The 19,087-nt window shown below is 46.3% G+C and carries 12 protein-coding genes and 3 rRNA genes; 11 read left to right on the plus strand and 4 right to left on the minus strand.

Going from position 1 to position 19,087, the window contains the following annotated elements:
• The first annotated feature begins 251 nt into the window (after positions 1-251).
• The gene (locus L0991_13755) at positions 252-923 is read left to right on the plus strand and encodes a 7-cyano-7-deazaguanine/7-aminomethyl-7-deazaguanine transporter (protein XGB62418.1); all 672 of its coding nucleotides are present in this window, start codon (positions 252-254) and stop codon (positions 921-923) included.
• 85 nt (positions 924-1,008) lie between these two features.
• On the opposite strand, the gene L0991_13760 is transcribed toward L0991_13755, so the two are convergent.
• A complete protein-coding gene (locus L0991_13760) occupies positions 1,009-1,614 on the minus strand; it encodes a mechanosensitive ion channel family protein (GenBank protein XGB62419.1) in 606 nt (201 codons plus the stop codon).
• Positions 1,615-2,076: 462 nt separating this feature from the next.
• Here L0991_13760 and L0991_13765 point away from each other — a divergent pair, with 462 nt between their 5' ends.
• Positions 2,077-2,868, plus strand: coding sequence for a TerC family protein (locus L0991_13765; protein ID XGB62420.1), 792 nt, complete (start codon positions 2,077-2,079; stop codon positions 2,866-2,868).
• A gap of 6 nt (positions 2,869-2,874) precedes the next feature.
• Here the strand turns inward: L0991_13765 and L0991_13770 are convergent, their stop codons facing one another.
• From L0991_13770 to rhlB, 3 genes are all read right to left on the minus strand, one after another.
• Positions 2,875-4,356 carry a winged helix-turn-helix domain-containing protein gene (locus L0991_13770; GenBank protein XGB62421.1) on the minus strand — a complete coding sequence of 494 codons (1,482 nt, stop codon included), beginning with the start codon at positions 4,354-4,356 and terminating at the stop codon, positions 2,875-2,877.
• A gap of 225 nt (positions 4,357-4,581) precedes the next feature.
• A complete protein-coding gene (gene gppA, locus L0991_13775; protein ID XGB62422.1) occupies positions 4,582-6,075 on the minus strand; it encodes a guanosine-5'-triphosphate,3'-diphosphate diphosphatase in 1,494 nt (497 codons plus the stop codon).
• 6 nt (positions 6,076-6,081) lie between these two features.
• Positions 6,082-7,392 (minus strand): ATP-dependent RNA helicase RhlB, encoded by a 1,311-nt coding sequence (rhlB, locus tag L0991_13780; GenBank protein XGB62423.1) that lies wholly within the window; start codon positions 7,390-7,392, stop codon positions 6,082-6,084.
• 111 nt (positions 7,393-7,503) lie between these two features.
• On the opposite strand from rhlB, the gene trxA reads away from it, so the two are divergent.
• The 9 genes from trxA (at position 7,504) to rrf (ending at position 18,798) form a co-directional block, all read left to right on the plus strand.
• Positions 7,504-7,830: a thioredoxin TrxA gene (trxA, locus tag L0991_13785; protein ID XGB62424.1), complete on the plus strand. Its 327-nt coding sequence runs from the start codon at positions 7,504-7,506 to the stop codon at positions 7,828-7,830.
• A gap of 199 nt (positions 7,831-8,029) precedes the next feature.
• Positions 8,030-9,289: a transcription termination factor Rho gene (gene rho / locus L0991_13790; protein ID XGB62425.1), complete on the plus strand. Its 1,260-nt coding sequence runs from the start codon at positions 8,030-8,032 to the stop codon at positions 9,287-9,289.
• Positions 9,290-9,399: 110 nt separating this feature from the next.
• A complete protein-coding gene (locus L0991_13795; protein ID XGB62426.1) occupies positions 9,400-10,395 on the plus strand; it encodes a hypothetical protein in 996 nt (331 codons plus the stop codon).
• A 97-nt stretch (positions 10,396-10,492) separates the two neighbouring features.
• The gene (gene ubiD, locus L0991_13800; protein ID XGB62427.1) at positions 10,493-12,334 is read left to right on the plus strand and encodes a 4-hydroxy-3-polyprenylbenzoate decarboxylase; all 1,842 of its coding nucleotides are present in this window, start codon (positions 10,493-10,495) and stop codon (positions 12,332-12,334) included.
• Positions 12,331-12,600, plus strand: a complete 270-nt coding sequence (locus L0991_13805) for a 2Fe-2S iron-sulfur cluster-binding protein (GenBank protein ID XGB62428.1) — start codon at positions 12,331-12,333, stop codon at positions 12,598-12,600. The genes ubiD and L0991_13805 overlap by 4 nt, the downstream gene beginning before the upstream one ends.
• Positions 12,601-12,620: 20 nt before the next feature.
• Positions 12,621-13,334 carry an NAD(P)H-flavin reductase gene (gene fre / locus L0991_13810; GenBank protein XGB62429.1) on the plus strand — a complete coding sequence of 238 codons (714 nt, stop codon included), beginning with the start codon at positions 12,621-12,623 and terminating at the stop codon, positions 13,332-13,334.
• A gap of 489 nt (positions 13,335-13,823) precedes the next feature.
• Positions 13,824-15,376 (plus strand): 16S ribosomal RNA (locus L0991_13815).
• A 323-nt stretch (positions 15,377-15,699) separates the two neighbouring features.
• A 23S ribosomal RNA gene (locus L0991_13820) occupies positions 15,700-18,590 on the plus strand.
• Between the two features lie 92 nt (positions 18,591-18,682).
• Positions 18,683-18,798, plus strand: a 5S ribosomal RNA gene (gene rrf, locus L0991_13825).
• Together the 16S, 23S and 5S rRNA genes form the textbook arrangement of a ribosomal RNA operon.
• Positions 18,799-19,087: the final 289 nt, after the last annotated feature.

Raw genomic sequence — 19,087 nt, forward strand, 5'->3', positions numbered from 1 at the left:
CATTGCCTCTAAACCTGGTTTCTCGCTACTGAGCTTCAAACACCTTCTAGCAATAAAAGTGAGAATAAACGTTTGCGTCTATTCTCACCGTTGCAGCTAAAATTGATTAATGTATAATCGCCCGCCGCTCGATAGAGCAAATGATAGATACATTTTTCATTCACATTATTGGTAAGAGCTTTCTTTGTTTCGATAGAGAAATGACTCGATTTGGGTTCCCTCACCCCCAAACCAAACTAAAAAGGTACAGCATGAGTAACTTTACCCCTGCGCAACAGCGCAAAGCCCTAGCATTATTAGTTGTGTTCCACTTAGTGATTATTGCGTCAAGCAACTACTTGGTTCAGCTACCTTTTACCATCTTCGGTATGCACACCACTTGGGGTGCTTTCACTTTCCCATTTATCTTCTTAGCAACAGACCTGACCGTTCGCATTTTTGGCGCTCAGCTTGCTCGTAAAATCATTTTCTTAGTGATGTTGCCTGCACTGGCGGTTTCTTACTTCTTGTCGGTGGTGTTCTTTGAGGGGCAATTCCAAGGCTTTAGCCATCTGGGTGAATTTAACCTATTTGTTGCACGTATCGCTGCTGCAAGTTTCATGGCTTACTTGCTTGGACAAATCTTAGATGTTCATGTTTTCAACCGCTTGCGTCAGCTTAAGCAGTGGTGGATCGCGCCAACCTGTTCAACGCTTTTTGGTAATGCTATCGATACCATCGCTTTCTTTGCGATCGCTTTCTACCAAAGCCCAGATCCATTCATGGCTGAACATTGGACGGAGATTGCACTGGTTGATTACGGTTTCAAACTTATCATCAGCCTAGGTTTGTTTGTTCCTATGTACGGTGTGCTTCTGAACTACATCGTTAAGAAGCTAACCGCTGTAAACCCTGACTTTAAAGCGACAGGTGTTAACGCCTAGCTAGATGGAAGTGCGGTTATTCAAGGTCATCTCTGAATAACCGCCTTTCGTTCCTCTTTGTTTATTCCTTTCTATTTCAGATCCACTAAGCTTGACCTTCAAGCACTGTCTCAACACCAGCCCCTGCATCCTTATTACTCTTTCTTGGCACTGATACCTTATATTTCGAGTTCTTTGGGCTCACCTTAGTCACGCTTTTTTGTAGTAGCAGTGAATTAGGGTAGGTAATCACATTGCCCTCTGGATGGCGGATTAGGGTATGGAACATCTTTATGTCGAGTATTTTTCCTTCAATACCATCTCCGTCGGCCACAATGATTGAGTCTCCAATACGGTAGGGGAAGACAAAGAAGATTAAGAAACTGGCGGTGATGTTGCTGAGAATTGACCACTGAGCGATAAAACCGACACCGATAACCGTGAACACTGAAGAGATAAAAATCGAAAAGTTGCCGTAGCCGATGCCGCTGACAATCAAATAGGTCGCGAACAAGAATCCGAAGTAAATGATATTAAAGCAGCGATTGATGAAAGCAGTGCGTGTCGCATTGACGGTTTTTGTCTCTGCGAGTGCCTGAATGGCTTTTTCCGTAGAGTGTTTAAGAACCCAATAGATAAGAATGAACAGCAAAGCAAGTAGCAAGTCGTACTGTTTTAATGTCGCAAAAATGGTGTCGATGTAGCTAAGCATAGTAACCTCTAAATAGTTGAGGCTGCATTATTGTGGCCACTCGTTTTCAATACATCATTAAACCATTATGGTTTTATTTTCCTTTTTAGTTCGAGTTTTTCCAAACAGAGTAATCGTTAATCATGGGCTTGTTATATGTGGTTAAGTGTTTGATATGTGGCTCTTTATATTTCTGTTATATCCCTTTTATCTATAGGTAACGCTTTGGTGATGAAGCCATTTCGCCAATTCGTAGAATGGCCGGCCATTCACAACTTGGTTCGATTACTGATGATACTGATTACCATAAAACTGACGGTGTTCTGCTTTCTAAAGCTAAAAAAGCAGGGCTATTTTGGAGCGCGTAACACTGTTTGCACACGTAATAATGTGGAGCCATCATAACCATGCTAACTCTATTTATTACTCAATTGATCCTACTGTGGCTAATGGTTGAGCCACTTCTCTCTGCGGCTAGGATGAATGCCATCAAAGCCCGAGGTGATTATGTACGTTGATTATCTCGCGTCATTTAGCATGCTTTTACTACTGGAAGTGATTCTGGGAGTCGACAACATTATCTTCATCTCAATCTTGGTCGAGAAGTTACCCGTGAGGCTAAGAAGCCGTATTCGTAATCTTGGTATTGGCTTAGCGGTTGTTACGAGGATTGGATTGGTATTCTCGGTTACCTGGCTGATGTCGCTCACCGAACCCTTTATTACCGTTTTTGAGCGCGGCCTATCAGGTAAAGATCTTATCTTGATTGTTGGTGGTGGCTTCCTGCTATTGAAGAGCTTTAAAGAGCTATTGAATTGGTTGCTAGTAAAAGAGAAAAAAGAGAAGAACGCACTCGAAACCAGTGTCACTATGGTTGTGCTACAGATTATTGCTATCGATGCAGTGTTCTCATTCGACTCGGTGATTACTGCAGTGGCTTTGGTCCACAATGTAGAGATCATTATTGCAGCTATTGTTATCTCTGCAATCATCATGTTGGCGGTTGCTGAAAAGATTCAAATAACCATTACCGCTTATCCTGGCTTGAAGTTACTCGCCCTTTTATTCCTGATTTTATTAGGTGGTTTGCTGGTTGTCGAAGGGTATGGGTTACATGTGGACAAAAGCTATTTGTACGTTGCTTTAGCGTTTGGACTAACGCTCGAAATCTGCCATATCTTACTGGATAGGCAGCTTAACAAGGCGCAAAGAGCTTCCAACGCAGACAACGAACGAGTAGAAGAGCGCGCCTTACAACACAGCGAGGTTCTATAGAGGTTATTACTCTAATTCTTTCAGAAGAGGCTCTAGGTTACTGTCGAAAAACAGTGGTGAGGCCATCTGTATTGCTTTGAGAGAAGAGTTGCCTTGCGTTGCTTTGATGTACAGCTCTTTTGCTGCTCCCGCATTACCGCGAGACTCTTCCGCTTTCGCAAGCAGTAGGTAGGTCAATATCGACTGATTCTGCGGTGGCATCGACAACAAAATCCTCATCGCTTTTTCTGGGTCATCCTCAGAAAGGGCGATGATGGCGTTGGCGTCATAGGCGCGCGCCAGTTTCCCTTCCGCGAGTAAACGCTCGAGCCTTGGCTTAGCTTCTTGATTCAATGTCGCAATGGCTTGCTTTTTACTGCCCGAAGAAGCGTAGAAGGTGTTCATTACCTTGCCTATGTAATTGGCAACGAAAACAAGATCATTACTAGGGTCAGCTTGTTGAGCTTTTGCAAAGTAGTCCATCACCATTGGTAACTCTGCCTCGTTGTACAGTACTCCAAGACCACTGAGTGTGTATTTTAATGCGTCGGGCGTCATTGGTAGTTGTGAAATACTCTCTGTGAGCTCCTCTTTCGGCACCTTGATATACAGAGCGTCTAGTATGTCATCGACCATACGATAGAGTGTGTGGTGCAGCTCTGGTAGCTCCGTTGGGTAGCGGCGGTTGAGGTGCGATTGGTCAGAGATGTTATTGTGATAACGCATGGTGAGGCGAGTATGTTTGCCGTCTCGACTTGGGCTCGTACCAAAGGTGAGTTTGATTGCCGCAATCTTTTGTAATGGCTCACTGTGGACTATGCGTATGCCACTGTAAGCGCTCAAGTACTCAATGAATTTGGTGATAGTACCGTATAAAACCGGGTCGTTTTTGACGTCATCGCTGATATCCAACATGACATAACGAAACTCATAGTGTCGGAGTTGGGTTGCAGGTGCGACTTTCTCATCTGGCGTGCTGCTCGATGCCGAATAAAGGATATAGCCAGACTCCATAACAACGATAGCGCCAAGCAGTAAACCAATCATCAGGTTTCTTTTATTGGGCTTAGTTTGCTTACTGACATCAGTTGGGGGCAGTTTACCTGCCGGTGGCGATTCTTCTGGAGCGGATGGCTGAGCAGATGATGGTTCCGGTTCAGCGACTTGGTCTGTCTCGATTTTGCTTTGTATTACGTCTGCTTCAAATTTATAGCCACGTTTCGGCACAGTAATGATGTAGCTGTTGTGCTGTTGAGAGTTTTGCTTCAGAACCTTACGCAGCTCAAACACCGCTTGTGTGACCACTTGGTCACTAAGAATCATACCGCTCCAGACGTTGTTGATGAGTTCGTCTCGGGTATGAGTTTGCCCAGGATTGAGACACAAAAATTCAAGTAGCTTAGTTAACCGCTTATCTATGGTTACCGTTCTTTCGGCGAAGAGGATTTGCCCTTCATTTGGAACGAATAGCCACTCATCGACACTAAAACATGAATTCTTCTCAAGCATCCCTTTCTCCTGCATTCAAACGGCATCCTGCGTTCTATATTCACCTTATTAACTCTATTACATAATGTGATGAATTTGTTGTAATTTTCGAGTGAATTCTAAAAGGTGTGCGTGAGTTAAATATTTGAGGTGATGGATTAAGAGGGTTGCCGTGAGACATAAACGAAAAAGCTCCCGTGATAGGGAGCTTTCGAATATCTGTTGCGGCTGATTTAAGCTTGAGCTTTATTGCTCAGCAATCGTCAGTGGCCAGCCAATGTCTGTTTGTCGATTCGATTCAATCTCAAGCTCTGCAGCGGTTAGCGGGTTGTCGGCTAGCCATTGCTTAGAGAGTGTTAGAGTCAGATTATTATCGTCAGCGGTCAGCATAAACTCAGGCTCTAGCTCTGGGTTACGACGATGCGTTAACAGAATCGCTAGACGCAGAATACGTAGGATACGTTTACTGCTTGTGCCTGAGACTGCGTGTTGTTCTGGCAGTGACGTTAGCTGTTCACGGTAGCGTCGTGTTAATTCACCTAGGTAGTGTTTCTGTGCGCGGGTGAAACCAGGTAAATCTAGGTTCTGCAGTAGGTAAGCACTGTGTTCACCGCCTTTCTTGAAGTCGATGGTTAAACCGATTTCATGAAGTTTGGCTGCAGTTTGCAGTAGGACACCAGCTTGAGGTTCTGACACCCAAGCTTCGCCGCCTGCTTGCTCTAACAGAGTCTGCGCAGCTGCTGCGACTTGGTCACCGTAGCTTACGTCCATCTGGTAGCGTGATTGAACGCTCTTGATAGTGCGAGCACGAATATCATCTTGGCGAAGTTCATCAACCATCTCGTAGGCAAGGCCTTCACGAAGTGCACCACCTGCGAGTGTCATCGAGTCGATTTTAAGCAGTTCAAAGATAGCAATCAGAATAGAAAGGCCGCTAGGGAACACTAAAGCGCGCTCCAGAGTTAACCCTTCTATTTCTAGTTCTTCTAAGCGCTCAGTAATCATCGCTTGTTTTTGTAAGCGCTTAAGTTTGGTATGAGTGATAACCTCATCCATGCCTTGCGCTAACATGATTTCTTGCAGTGCTTGAACGGTACCACTAGCGCCAACACACACATCCCAACCGATATCTGTGTAGCTCTCTAAGATAGGAGCTAAGGTAGATTTCGCTGCTTCAATCGCGTTGTCGAAGTTGGTTGCGGTTAATTGGCGATCTTTGAAGTGGCGCTCAAGCCATGTTACACAGCCCATTTTTAGGCTAGTGAGTGCTTTTGCTGAGAAACCCTCGCCGATGATCATCTCGGTACTTGCGCCACCAATATCCACTACCAGTCGGCGGCCGCTGCCACCAGAAGTGTGTGCCACGCCTTTATAGATAGTCGCTGCTTCTTCTTCACCGGAGATAACATTGATGTCGTAGCCAAGGATCTGGTTCGCTTTCTCAAGAAAGATATCCACATTGGTTGCGGTACGTAGGGTCGCTGTACCAACAATGCGGATATTTTCTTTCGGAATGTCTTGTAGTCGCTCTGCAAAGAGACTCAAACAGTCCCAACCGCGCTGCATAGCTTCGGTACTAAGCGCATTATTTTCATCTAAGCCTGCAGCTAAACGCACTTTGCGCTTAATCTTAGCCATGGTTTGTACGCTGCCATCGATATGACGCACAACGAGCATATGAAAACTGTTCGACCCGAGGTCGATTGCAGCGTAAAGCGGGGGTGACACTGTTTGACTCATAAGCGACTAAGCTTCCTTGTTGTGACGCGGTTGGCGTGGGCGACGGTTCTGGTTTGGTTTACGGTTACCGTTGCGTGAGCCATTGTTGTTTGAGCGGCGTTGTTGCGGGTTACGTGTGCGTAAGCGCAATGGTGCTGGTAGATCTTCTAGTAGTGCAGAAGCGTCGTAGTCAGATACTGGGATCGCGTGCTCAATGTATTCTTCGATTGGTGGCAAGTTGATTGCGTAATCTTCACAAGCAAAGCTGATCGAGTGACCACTTGCCCCAGCACGACCTGTACGGCCGATACGATGAACGTAATCTTCACAATCGTCAGGTAGATCGAAGTTGAATACGTGCGTTACTTGAGGAATGTGTAGGCCACGAGCAGCAACATCGGTTGCAACCAGTAGGTCAACATCACCTTGAGTGAATTGCTCAAGAATCTTTTCACGTTTCTTCTGTGGTACATCACCAGTCAGTAGACCAACACGGTGACCATCGGCAGCCAAATGGCCCCAAACAGATTCACACTTATGCTTAGTGTTAGCGAAGATGATAGCGCGCTCTGGCCACTCTTCTTCTACTAGTGTCTGTAGCAGTGCCATCTTGTGTTCGTTAGAAGGGTAGAACAACTCTTCTTTAATACGATGGCCTGTTTTACGCTCTGGTTCAACAACAACATGCTCTGGGTTGTGCATGTGTTCGAAAGCCAACTCTTGTACGCGGTAAGACAAAGTCGCAGAGAACAGCATGTTCAAGCGATCTTTAGGCTCAGGCATACGACGGAACAAGAAGCGGATGTCTTTAATGAAGCCAAGATCGAACATACGGTCTGCTTCATCCAGTACTACTGCTTGAATGTGGTTAAGGTTAAATACCTTTTGCTTGTAGAAATCGATAATACGGCCAGTGGTACCAATTAAGATATCTGCGCCTTCTTCGATCTTACCGAGCTGCTTGTCGTAGCTTTCGCCACCGTAAGCCAATGCTGCTTTGATACCAGTGCTTGCCACTAGAGATTCAGCATCGTTGAAGATCTGAATCGCGAGTTCACGCGTAGGTGCCATAATAATCGCACGTGGCTGGTTAGGCTTGCGCCCTTCATGCTCAGGTGTTTTTAGTAGGTGGTTAAAAGTAGCAGTAAGAAACGCAAGCGTTTTACCAGTACCCGTTTGGGCCTGGCCTGCAATGTCTTGGCCGGTGAGCAGTACCGGGAGCGCCAAGGCTTGGATAGGGGTACAATAATCGAACCCTTTTTTCTCCAATCCTTCAATGACTTGCGGATGTAAATCCAAGTCGGCGAACTTTTGCTCTGTGATATGCGTCTTTTTCATTGCTATAGAATATCAGCTTAAGCTTGCAATACGAAAGTAAATACATTCCAATAGGGCATCTATTTACTGGTTATCATCCAACCAGTTCTAAAAAATACATTGGAGTGGAAGATGAGTGATAAGATTTTGCAGCTAACTGATGACGGTTTTGAGAACGATGTGATCAACGCTGCAGGCCCTGTTCTTGTTGATTTTTGGGCAGAATGGTGTGGCCCTTGTAAGATGATTGCGCCGATTCTTGATGAAATCGCAGACGAGTACGAAGGCAAGCTCACTATCGGTAAACTTAATATCGACCAAAATGCTGGAACACCACCAAAGTTTGGTATTCGCGGCATTCCAACGCTTCTTCTTTTCAAAGATGGCGGCGTAGCAGCGACTAAAGTTGGTGCATTGTCTAAAACTCAACTTAAAGAGTTCCTAGACGCTAACCTATAATCAGGTGAGCATTTGATAAAGAAACCGTGCAGTTAACAAATGCACGGTTTTGTTTTTTCTAAGCTATGGACTAGTCTTAGTTTTAGTGCTAATTTATCGCACGTTAATTGAACGAATTTCTCTTCTTGGTCGATCCTGTGACCGAATCCCTCTTAACTAGAAAACAGATCTTATTTTGACTAAACAAGCATCCACCACAATGAATCTTACAGAACTGAAGAACAGACCTGTGTCTGAACTTGTTAAACTTGGCGAAAGCCTAGGCCTTGAAAACCTAGCTCGTCTAAGAAAACAGGACATTATCTTCGCTATCCTTAAAGCACATGCAAAAAGTGGTGAAGACATCTTCGGTGACGGTGTTCTTGAAATTCTGCAAGACGGTTTTGGTTTTCTTCGTAGCGCAGACAGCTCGTACTTAGCGGGTCCTGATGATATCTACGTATCACCAAGTCAGATTCGTCGTTTCAACCTACGTACTGGTGACTCAATTGCCGGAAAGATTCGCCCACCTAAAGATGGCGAACGTTACTTTGCTCTACTTAAAGTAAACACGGTAAACCACGACAAACCAGACAACGCTCGTAACAAGATCCTTTTTGAAAACCTTACCCCTCTACATGCTAACGAACGCATGGTTATGGAGCGTGGTAATGGTGCGACAGAAGATATCACAGCTCGTATCCTTGACCTTGCATCTCCAATTGGTAAAGGTCAGCGTGGCTTGATTGTTGCTCCGCCAAAAGCGGGTAAGACAATGCTTCTGCAAAACATCGCACAAAGCATCGCTCACAACCATCCTGAGTGTGAACTAATGGTTCTACTTATCGATGAGCGTCCGGAAGAAGTAACAGAAATGCAGCGCCTAGTTAAAGGTGAAGTAGTTGCTTCGACATTCGATGAGCCAGCATCTCGCCACGTACAAGTAGCAGAAATGGTTATCGAGAAAGCGAAGCGTCTTGTTGAACACAAGAAAGACGTGGTTATCCTTCTGGACTCAATCACTCGTCTAGCGCGTGCATACAACACGGTAGTACCTTCATCAGGTAAAGTACTAACTGGTGGTGTAGACGCAAACGCACTTCACCGTCCTAAGCGTTTCTTCGGTGCAGCTCGTAACGTTGAAGAAGGCGGTAGCTTGACTATCATCGCTACAGCACTGGTTGATACTGGTTCTAAGATGGATGAAGTTATCTACGAAGAATTCAAAGGTACAGGTAACATGGAACTGCACCTTAACCGTAAGATTGCTGAAAAACGTGTATTCCCTGCGATTGATTTCAACCGCTCTGGTACTCGTCGTGAAGAGCTTCTTACTAAGAATGATGAACTACAGAAGATGTGGATCCTGCGTAAGATTGTTCACCCAATGGGCGAAATCGATGCAATGGAATTCCTTATCGACAAGCTAGCAATGACGAAAACGAACGATGAGTTCTTTGACGCTATGCGTCGTCAGTAATCTTGATTAGCTGATAGTTATTAGAAAGCGCTGCCCTCGGGTAGCGCTTTTTATTTGCATTTTGTAGCGTCAGCTTGCAGAATGACCAAAAGTGTTACAAGGAAGTTAAAATGCAACATGGACTGTTGTCATCATTACTCTTGTCTACTTCACTGTTACTTTCACCGGTCGGTATTGTTAATGCCACCGAGATGTCTCCACATACAGTAGAGTCTTGGCTTGAGAATGATCAAGTAAAACTAAAAACTGCTGAATTGCTTGAGCTTGTCGTGCGTGATGAAGTGAATTCGTTACGCTTTGCACTTGAGCGCCTGACATTTCCCCAGCAAGAGGTGGCTCGTTACCAACTCTTGAAGAAGATCGAACAGCAAAAAATCGTACTCACACCTAAGATGTCTATCTTTGTGGAGCAACAGCTCGCTATTACGCCAACCTACCAAGTATTAGAGCGTGGTGATGGCTATGAGTTTACGGTACCAGCCTTTAATTATCCTTCGATAGCAAACCGCTTAATCAAACAATTCCGCGCTGACCAAAATACATTGGTGTTTGTGCTCGATGCAGAGAAACAGAACCTCAACCTTAAAGAGTGGCTAACTGGGTCTGAGCATCAGGTCCAAACTCGAGAAGCGCTACTCATAAGAGAATTGGATAGCTTGTCTCCAGAGGCAGTGAATTACTTAGCAAAACAGCTAACAGAGTCACCAATAGTCAGCTGGTTACCCTCTACCGAAGTAGTGGTTCGATTGGCACAAGTGAGCGAAGACCCGGATGTCTATCAAATCCTATGGAAGATGAAGGCCGATTATCATAGCCAAGCTGAGTTGGTTCGTCTCGCTGAGAGTAAATCCCCATTTGCCTTAGAGCAGGTGATGGCTGCAACGAAAAACCCAAGATTAAAAGAAGAAGCGATTACTTTGCTGACGAGAGTAAACCCACTTTCAGAAGAGGTGAAAGACTTTTTAGTTTCTCGCATGGCGATTGCTGATGATGCGCCATTGGTCGCTCGTGAGTTAGCCAAGCAAGGACACACTAATTGGCTACAAGAGCTCGTGAGTGACAACCCACAAGTCAAAAGCTCAGTGATCCAACAAGTGCTTCCTTAACTGGGTTTTATCTCTCAATAACCTTACTAAAAAGGGGGATCTCACGATGCCCCTTTTTGATATACTGAGCGCAGAATAATCAGCATGTAGAAGTTCTATGAGTTTTAAAGATTTACGTGATTTTATCGACCATCTTGAAAGCATTGGTCAGTTGAAACGCATTTCTCACCCAGTCGACCCAGACTATGAAATGACCGAAATTAGCGACCGTACTCTACGTGCTGGTGGCCCGGCTCTTCTGTTCGAGAACCCGGTAGGTTATGACATGCCTGTTTTAACCAACCTATTTGGTACTCCTAATCGTGTAGCGATAGGCATGGGCCGTCAGGAAGTTAAAGAACTGCGCGAAGTGGGTAAGCTATTGGCTTATTTAAAAGAGCCAGAGCCGCCGAAAGGTTTTAAAGACGCGATTGATAAGTTGCCTGTGTTCAAGCAAGTATTGAACATGCCGGCTAAGCGTCTTCGTAGAGCAGCATGCCAGCAAGTCGTGTGGCAAGGTGACGAGGTGGATCTAGATAAAATCCCAGTAATGAGCTGTTGGGCTGACGATGTCGCGCCACTACTTACTTGGGGTTTAACGGTTACCCGCGGCCCGAACAAGAAACGCCAAAACTTAGGTATCTACCGCCAACAAAAGATTGGTAAGAACAAAATTATCATGCGTTGGTTGGCTCACCGTGGTGGTGCGTTGGATCTACGTGATTGGGCTGAACAGAACCCAGGTAAGCCGTTCCCAGTATCTGTCGCGTTTGGCGCGGATCCTGCGACGATTCTGGGCGCGGTAACGCCAGTGCCAGATACCTTATCGGAATACGCGTTTGCTGGTCTGTTACGTGGCAGCAAAACTGAAGTGGTTAAATCGATCAGTAACGACCTAGAAGTCCCAGCGAGTGCTGAAATCGTGATGGAAGGTTACATTGACCCTAATGAATTTGCTGACGAAGGGCCTTACGGCGATCACACCGGTTACTACAACGAGAAAGAAAAGCACAACGTGTTTACCATTACTCATGTAACCATGCGTGAGAACCCTATTTACCACAGCACATACACAGGTCGCCCGCCCGATGAGCCAGCGGTACTGGGTGTTGCATTGAATGAAGTGTTTGTTCCTATTCTTCAAAAGCAATTCCCAGAGATAGAAGACTTCTATCTACCACCTGAAGGTTGTTCGTATCGAATGGCTGTGGTGACTATGAAGAAGCAGTATCCTGGTCATGCTAAACGAGTGATGATGGGGGTATGGTCTTTCTTACGTCAATTCATGTACACCAAGTTTGTATTGGTGTGCGATGAGGATGTTAACGCTCGTGACTGGTCACAAGTTACGGCCGCTATGTGCAAACATATGGATCCGTCTCGTGATACCTTGATGATAGAGAACACGCCAATTGATTCGTTGGACTTTGCATCACCGGTCGTTGGGCTAGGTTCTAAGATGGGCTTAGACATCACTAAGAAGTGGGATGCTGAGTTAGCGTTGTCGCCTGATGTGCCATCTACACCAGAAAACAGTGACCATATCGAAGGTGGTTTGGCTGAATTAACCAAAGCTCACCCTGAAATTCTTGATATTCATCTGCAGAATGACAATGCCAGCATGGTTGTGGTATCGATAGATAAACAAGCCGCAGGTAATGGTAAGAAAATCATGGATGCGGTTTGGTCTCAATTTGATGAGAACAAGTTCGTTATTGTTTGCGATGGTGATGTTAACGTGAGTGACTGGAACGACATCATCTGGGCGGTAACCACCAGAATGGACCCTGCGAGAGATACCCTGTTCCTTCAGGATGAAACAGGGCACTCCCAAATGGGTCTCGATGCCACCAATAAGTGGGAAGGTGAATGCTTGCGTGAGTGGGGCGTTCCAATCACAAAAGACCCTGAGCTGGTCAAAAAGATTGATAGCATCTGGGAACAACTAGGAATTTTATGAGCTACCAAGTAGTCTTGTATCCAGAAAACATCAGTTTCACCGTAGAAAAAGGGCAAACGGTCTTGGATGCTGCGCTCAACAGCGATATCTATTTCCCTAACCGTTGCCAAGTTGGCGCATGTGCTATGTGCATGTGCAAAAAATTAGAAGGGCAAGTGAGTTACCACCTTGAACCCATGCTTACAGAGAAAGAGCAGCAACAGGGTTGGATTTTCGCTTGCCAAGCATTTGCAGAAAGTAATTTAGTTCTAACCTTTGCCGATTAAGGGTTAGTGAGAGGAAGAACATGACTATTAAATGTAAAGTTAAGTCTATCGAGCCTTTGGCTTGTAACACTTACCAAATCCTGCTTCACCCAGAGACACCAGTTGCCTTTAAAGCTGGTCAGTACCTGATGGTTGAAATGGGTGAGAAAGATAAGCGTCCATTTTCAATTGCGAGCAGCCCTTGTCGCCATGAAGGTGAACTAGAACTACACATTGGTGCAGCTGAACACAATGCTTATGCATTAGAAGTAGTTGAAGCTATGAAAAAGGCACAAGCTGAAGATGGCGATATCGCGATTGATGCGCCACACGGTGATGCGTGGATTAAAGAAGAGAGCGAGCGCCCTCTACTATTGATTGCTGGTGGTACGGGCTTTAGCTATGTACGTTCGATCCTGGATCACTGCATTGCACAAAACAGCAAGAAAGAGATTCACCTTTACTGGGGTGCAAAAGACGAGTGCCAGCTATACGCGAAAGAAGAGCTTGTTGATATTGCAGAAAAGCATAGCAATGTACATTTCGTACCTGTAGTAGAAGAGGCGCCGGAAGTTTGGCATGGCCAAACTGGTAATGTGCTTGAAGCTATTACACAAAGCTTTGAATCACTGGCTGATTTTGATATCTATATTGCTGGTCGTTTTGAAATGGCAGGCGCAGCAAGAGACCTATTTACACAAAATAAAGAAGCAAAGCGTGACCATATGTACGCAGATGCTTACGCGTTTATCTAATAATTCCCTTAGATTTAGTGCAAAAAGAGAGCAGAAATGCTCTCTTTTTTATATTTAGGTGAACTATTAGACACTTAACCTCTATTTATTCATTTTTTATGAAAAAGTAGTTGCTAAGCTGAAAGGGTTCCCTATAATGCGACCCCACTGAGACGGCAGGCGCCATAAGGCTTCAGCAATAATCAGTAAGACGGAAAGCGACAAAAAATTAATTTTCAAAAAGTGTTTGACACTGAATGTTAATTCGCTAGAATGGCCGTCCACTTCGAGAGGCTCCTTACTAAAAAGGAACGCTTAAGAAGTTAAGCTCTTTAACAATTTAAACCTATCAATCTGTGTGGGCACTCGTTGATGAATATCAAAAAATGAAACTTCGGTTTCAACTTGATTTCAATGAACTGAGTGACCAATTCGAATCGTAAGATTCGGCACAGTCAATTCAACATTACTATGTAATGTAATCAGTATTCATTGAGTCGACAAAATCTTAAATTGAAGAGTTTGATCATGGCTCAGATTGAACGCTGGCGGCAGGCCTAACACATGCAAGTCGAGCGGAAACGAGTTATCTGAACCTTCGGGGAACGATAACGGCGTCGAGCGGCGGACGGGTGAGTAATGCCTAGGAAATTGCCTTGATGTGGGGGATAACCATTGGAAACGATGGCTAATACCGCATAACGCCTACGGGCCAAAGAGGGGGACCTTCGGGCCTCTCGCGTCAAGATATGCCTAGGTGGGATTAGCTAGTTGGTGAGGTAATGGCTCACCAAGGCGACGATCCCTAGCTGGTCTGAGAGGATGATCAGCCACACTGGAACTGAGACACGGTCCAGACTCCTACGGGAGGCAGCAGTGGGGAATATTGCACAATGGGCGAAAGCCTGATGCAGCCATGCCGCGTGTATGAAGAAGGCCTTCGGGTTGTAAAGTACTTTCAGTTGTGAGGAAGGGGGTGTCGTTAATAGCGGCATCTCTTGACGTTAGCAACAGAAGAAGCACCGGCTAACTCCGTGCCAGCAGCCGCGGTAATACGGAGGGTGCGAGCGTTAATCGGAATTACTGGGCGTAAAGCGCATGCAGGTGGTTCATTAAGTCAGATGTGAAAGCCCGGGGCTCAACCTCGGAACTGCATTTGAAACTGGTGAACTAGAGTACTGTAGAGGGGGGTAGAATTTCAGGTGTAGCGGTGAAATGCGTAGAGATCTGAAGGAATACCAGTGGCGAAGGCGGCCCCCTGGACAGATACTGACACTCAGATGCGAAAGCGTGGGGAGCAAACAGGATTAGATACCCTGGTAGTCCACGCCGTAAACGATGTCTACTTGGAGGTTGTGGCCTTGAGCCGTGGCTTTCGGAGCTAACGCGTTAAGTAGACCGCCTGGGGAGTACGGTCGCAAGATTAAAACTCAAATGAATTGACGGGGGCCCGCACAAGCGGTGGAGCATGTGGTTTAATTCGATGCAACGCGAAGAACCTTACCTACTCTTGACATCCAGAGAAGCCAGCGGAGACGCAGGTGTGCCTTCGGGAGCTCTGAGACAGGTGCTGCATGGCTGTCGTCAGCTCGTGTTGTGAAATGTTGGGTTAAGTCCCGCAACGAGCGCAACCCTTATCCTTGTTTGCCAGCGAGTAATGTCGGGAACTCCAGGGAGACTGCCGGTGATAAACCGGAGGAAGGTGGGGACGACGTCAAGTCATCATGGCCCTTACGAGTAGGGCTACACACGTGCTACAATGGCGCATACAGAGGGCTGCAAACTTGCGAGAGTGAGCGAATCCCAAAAAGTGCGTCGTAGTCCGGATTGGAGTCTGCAACTCGACTCCATGAAGTCGGAATCGCTAGTAATCGTAGATCAGAATGCTACGGTGAATACGTTCCCGGGCCTTGTACACACCGCCCGTCACACCATGGGAGTGGGCTGCAAAAGAAGTGGGTAGTTTAACCTTCGGGAGGACGCTCACCACTTTGTGGTTCATGACTGGGGTGAAGTCGTAACAAGGTAGCCCTAGGGGAACCTGGGGCTGGATCACCTCCTTATACGAAGATGTTCACGATAAGTGTCCACACAGATTGATGGTTTAGATTTAGTTAAAGCCAGAGCTTTAATGAATAACGCCAGTTATTGATTAAAGCTTTTTGCTTTATGCTCTTTAACAATTTGGAAAGCTGACTGATTAACTCTAAGAGTTAATCAAATTAAAAGTTCTCAATGTTTATCTTTTAGATAAACACAACACAAACACATTCAAGTGTCTTGTATTCAAAATTGAGTCCGGCAAACACGTAATAAGAATTAACCCTTCTTATTACAACCAAAAACCTTGGTTAGTTGCCATACATAAGACCCTTTCGGGTTGTATGGTTAAGTGACTAAGCGTACACGGTGGATGCCTTGGCAGTCAGAGGCGATGAAGGACGTATTAACTTGCGATAAGCCCAGATTAGACAGTAAAAGTCATTTGAGTCTGGGATTTCCGAATGGGGAAACCCACTTACATAAGTAAGTATCTTGTTGTGAATACATAGCAGCAAGAGGCAAACCGGGGGAACTGAAACATCTAAGTACCCCGAGGAAGAGAAATCAACCGAGATTCCGAAAGTAGCGGCGAGCGAAATTGGATTAGCCCTTAAGCTTTTAATGAGACAGACGAAGGCTCTGGAAAGTGCCGCAATAAAGGGTGATAGCCCCGTAGTCGACATCTCATCATCAGTGAAAACGAGTAGGGCGGGACACGTGATATCCTGTCTGAATATGGGGGGACCATCCTCCAAGGCTAAATACTACTGACTGACCGATAGTGAACCAGTACCGTGAGGGAAAGGCGAAAAGAACCCCTGTGAGGGGAGTGAAATAGAACCTGAAACCGTGTACGTACAAGCAGTAGGAGCACCTTCGTGGTGTGACTGCGTACCTTTTGTATAATGGGTCAGCGACTTAATTTTAGTAGCAAGGTTAACCGTTTAGGGGAGCCGTAGGGAAACCGAGTCTTAACTGGGCGTACAGTTGCTAGGATTAGACCCGAAACCAGGTGATCTAGCCATGGGCAGGTTGAAGGTTGAGTAACATCAACTGGAGGACCGAACCGACTAATGTTGAAAAATTAGCGGATGACTTGTGGCTAGGGGTGAAAGGCCAATCAAACCTGGAGATAGCTGGTTCTCCCCGAAAGCTATTTAGGTAGCGCCTCGGACGAATACTACTGGGGGTAGAGCACTGTTAAGGCTAGGGGGTCATCCCGACTTACCAACCCTTTGCAAACTCCGAATACCAGTAAGTACTATCCGGGAGACACACGGCGGGTGCTAACGTCCGTCGTGGAGAGGGAAACAACCCAGACCGCCAGCTAAGGTCCCAAAGTATAGCTAAGTGGGAAACGATGTGGGAAGGCTCAGACAGCCAGGATGTTGGCTTAGAAGCAGCCATCATTTAAAGAAAGCGTAATAGCTCACTGGTCGAGTCGGCCTGCGCGGAAGATGTAACGGGGCTAAGCTATACACCGAAGCTGCGGCTACACACTTATGTGTGTGGGGTAGGGGAGCGTTCTGTAAGCCGTTGAAGGTGGTCTGTAAGGGCTGCTGGAGGTATCAGAAGTGCGAATGCTGACATGAGTAACGATAAAGGGAGTGAAAAACTCCCTCGCCGGAAGACCAAGGGTTCCTGTCCAACGTTAATCGGGGCAGGGTAAGTCGACCCCTAAGGCGAGGCCGAAAGGCGTAGTCGATGGGAAACGGGTTAATATTCCCGTACTTCTTACAATTGCGATGGGGGGACGGAGAAGGCTAGGTGGGCCTGGCGACGGTTGTCCAGGTTCAAGTACGTAGGCGGAAGAATTAGGTAAATCCGGTTCTTCTTAACGCTGAGATACGATGTCGAGCTACTACGGTAGTGAAGTCATTGATGCCATGCTTCCAGGAAAAGCCTCTAAGCTTCAGATTGTAAGGAATCGTACCCCAAACCGACACAGGTGGTCGGGTAGAGAATACCAAGGCGCTTGAGAGAACTCGGGTGAAGGAACTAGGCAAAATGGTACCGTAACTTCGGGAGAAGGTACGCTCTTATCAGTGAAGTCCCTTGCGGATGGAGCAGACGAGAGTCGCAGATACCAGGTGGCTGCAACTGTTTATTAAAAACACAGCACTGTGCAAAATCGTAAGATGACGTATACGGTGTGACGCCTGCCCGGTGCCGGAAGGTTAATTGATGGGGTTAGACTTCGGTCGAAGCTCTTGATCGAAGCCCCGGTAAACGGCGGCCGTAACTATAACGGTCCTAAGGTAGCGAAATTCCTTGTCGGGTAAGTTCCGACCTGCACGAATGGCGTAATGATGGCCACGCTGTCTCCACCCGAGACTCAGTGAAATTGAAATCGCTGTGAAGATGCAGTGTACCCGCGGCTAGACGGAAAGACCCCGTGAACCTTTACTACAGCTTGGCACTGAACATTGACCCTACATGTGTAGGATAGGTGGGAGACTTTGAAACCGCGTCGCCAGATGTGGTGGAGTCGTCCTTGAAATACCACCCTTGTAGTGTTGATGTTCTAACGTTGGCCCCTGAATCGGGGTTACGGACAGTGCCTGGTGGGTAGTTTGACTGGGGCGGTCTCCTCCCAAAGAGTAACGGAGGAGCACGAAGGTGGGCTAATCACGGTTGGACATCGTGAGGTTAGTGCAATGGCATAAGCCCGCTTGACTGCGAGAATGACAATTCGAGCAGGTGCGAAAGCAGGTCATAGTGATCCGGTGGTTCTGAATGGAAGGGCCATCGCTCAACGGATAAAAGGTACTCCGGGGATAACAGGCTGATACCGCCCAAGAGTTCATATCGACGGCGGTGTTTGGCACCTCGATGTCGGCTCATCACATCCTGGGGCTGAAGTCGGTCCCAAGGGTATGGCTGTTCGCCATTTAAAGTGGTACGCGAGCTGGGTTTAGAACGTCGTGAGACAGTTCGGTCCCTATCTGCCGTGGGCGTTGGAAAATTGAAGGGGGCTGCTCCTAGTACGAGAGGACCGGAGTGGACGAACCTCTGGTGTTCGGGTTGTCATGCCAATGGCATTGCCCGGTAGCTAAGTTCGGAATCGATAACCGCTGAAAGCATCTAAGCGGGAAGCGAGCCCTGAGATGAGTTTTCCCTGACACTTTAAGTGTCCTAAAGGGTTGTTCAAGACTAGAACGTTGATAGGCAGGGTGTGTAAGCGCTGTGAGGCGTTGAGCTAACCTGTACTAATTGCCCGTGAGGCTTAACCATACAACACCCAAGGGGTTTTGATGGACTCATATGATACAAACGCTTGAATGAGTTTGAGAGAACAGAAACAGCTTTCCGAATTTTAAAATTTGCTTGGCGACCATAGCATTGTGGACCCACCTGATTCCATGCCGAACTCAGAAGTGAAACACAATAGCGCCGATGGTAGTGTGGGGCTTCCCCATGTGAGAGTAGGACATCGCCAGGCTTTAATTTCGACTTTGCTTAGAATCTAAGCAAGTCACCATAAAGTTCTAAATAAACTTAGAGTTTTATGTTGACTTCAACAGTCAATCGCGTATTATACGCATCCGCTTCGACGCTAAAGCGTTGATAGCAAAGCTCTTTAACAATTTAAACCTATCAATCTGTGTGGGCACTCGTTGATGAATATCAAAAATGAAACTTCGGTTTCAACTTGATTTCAATGAACTGAGTGACCAATTCGAATCGTAAGATTCGGCACAGTCAATTCAACATTACTATGTAATGTAATC

The organism is Vibrio chagasii, assembly GCA_041879415.1.
In the GTDB taxonomy this organism is placed as follows: Bacteria; Pseudomonadota; Gammaproteobacteria; order Enterobacterales; family Vibrionaceae; genus Vibrio.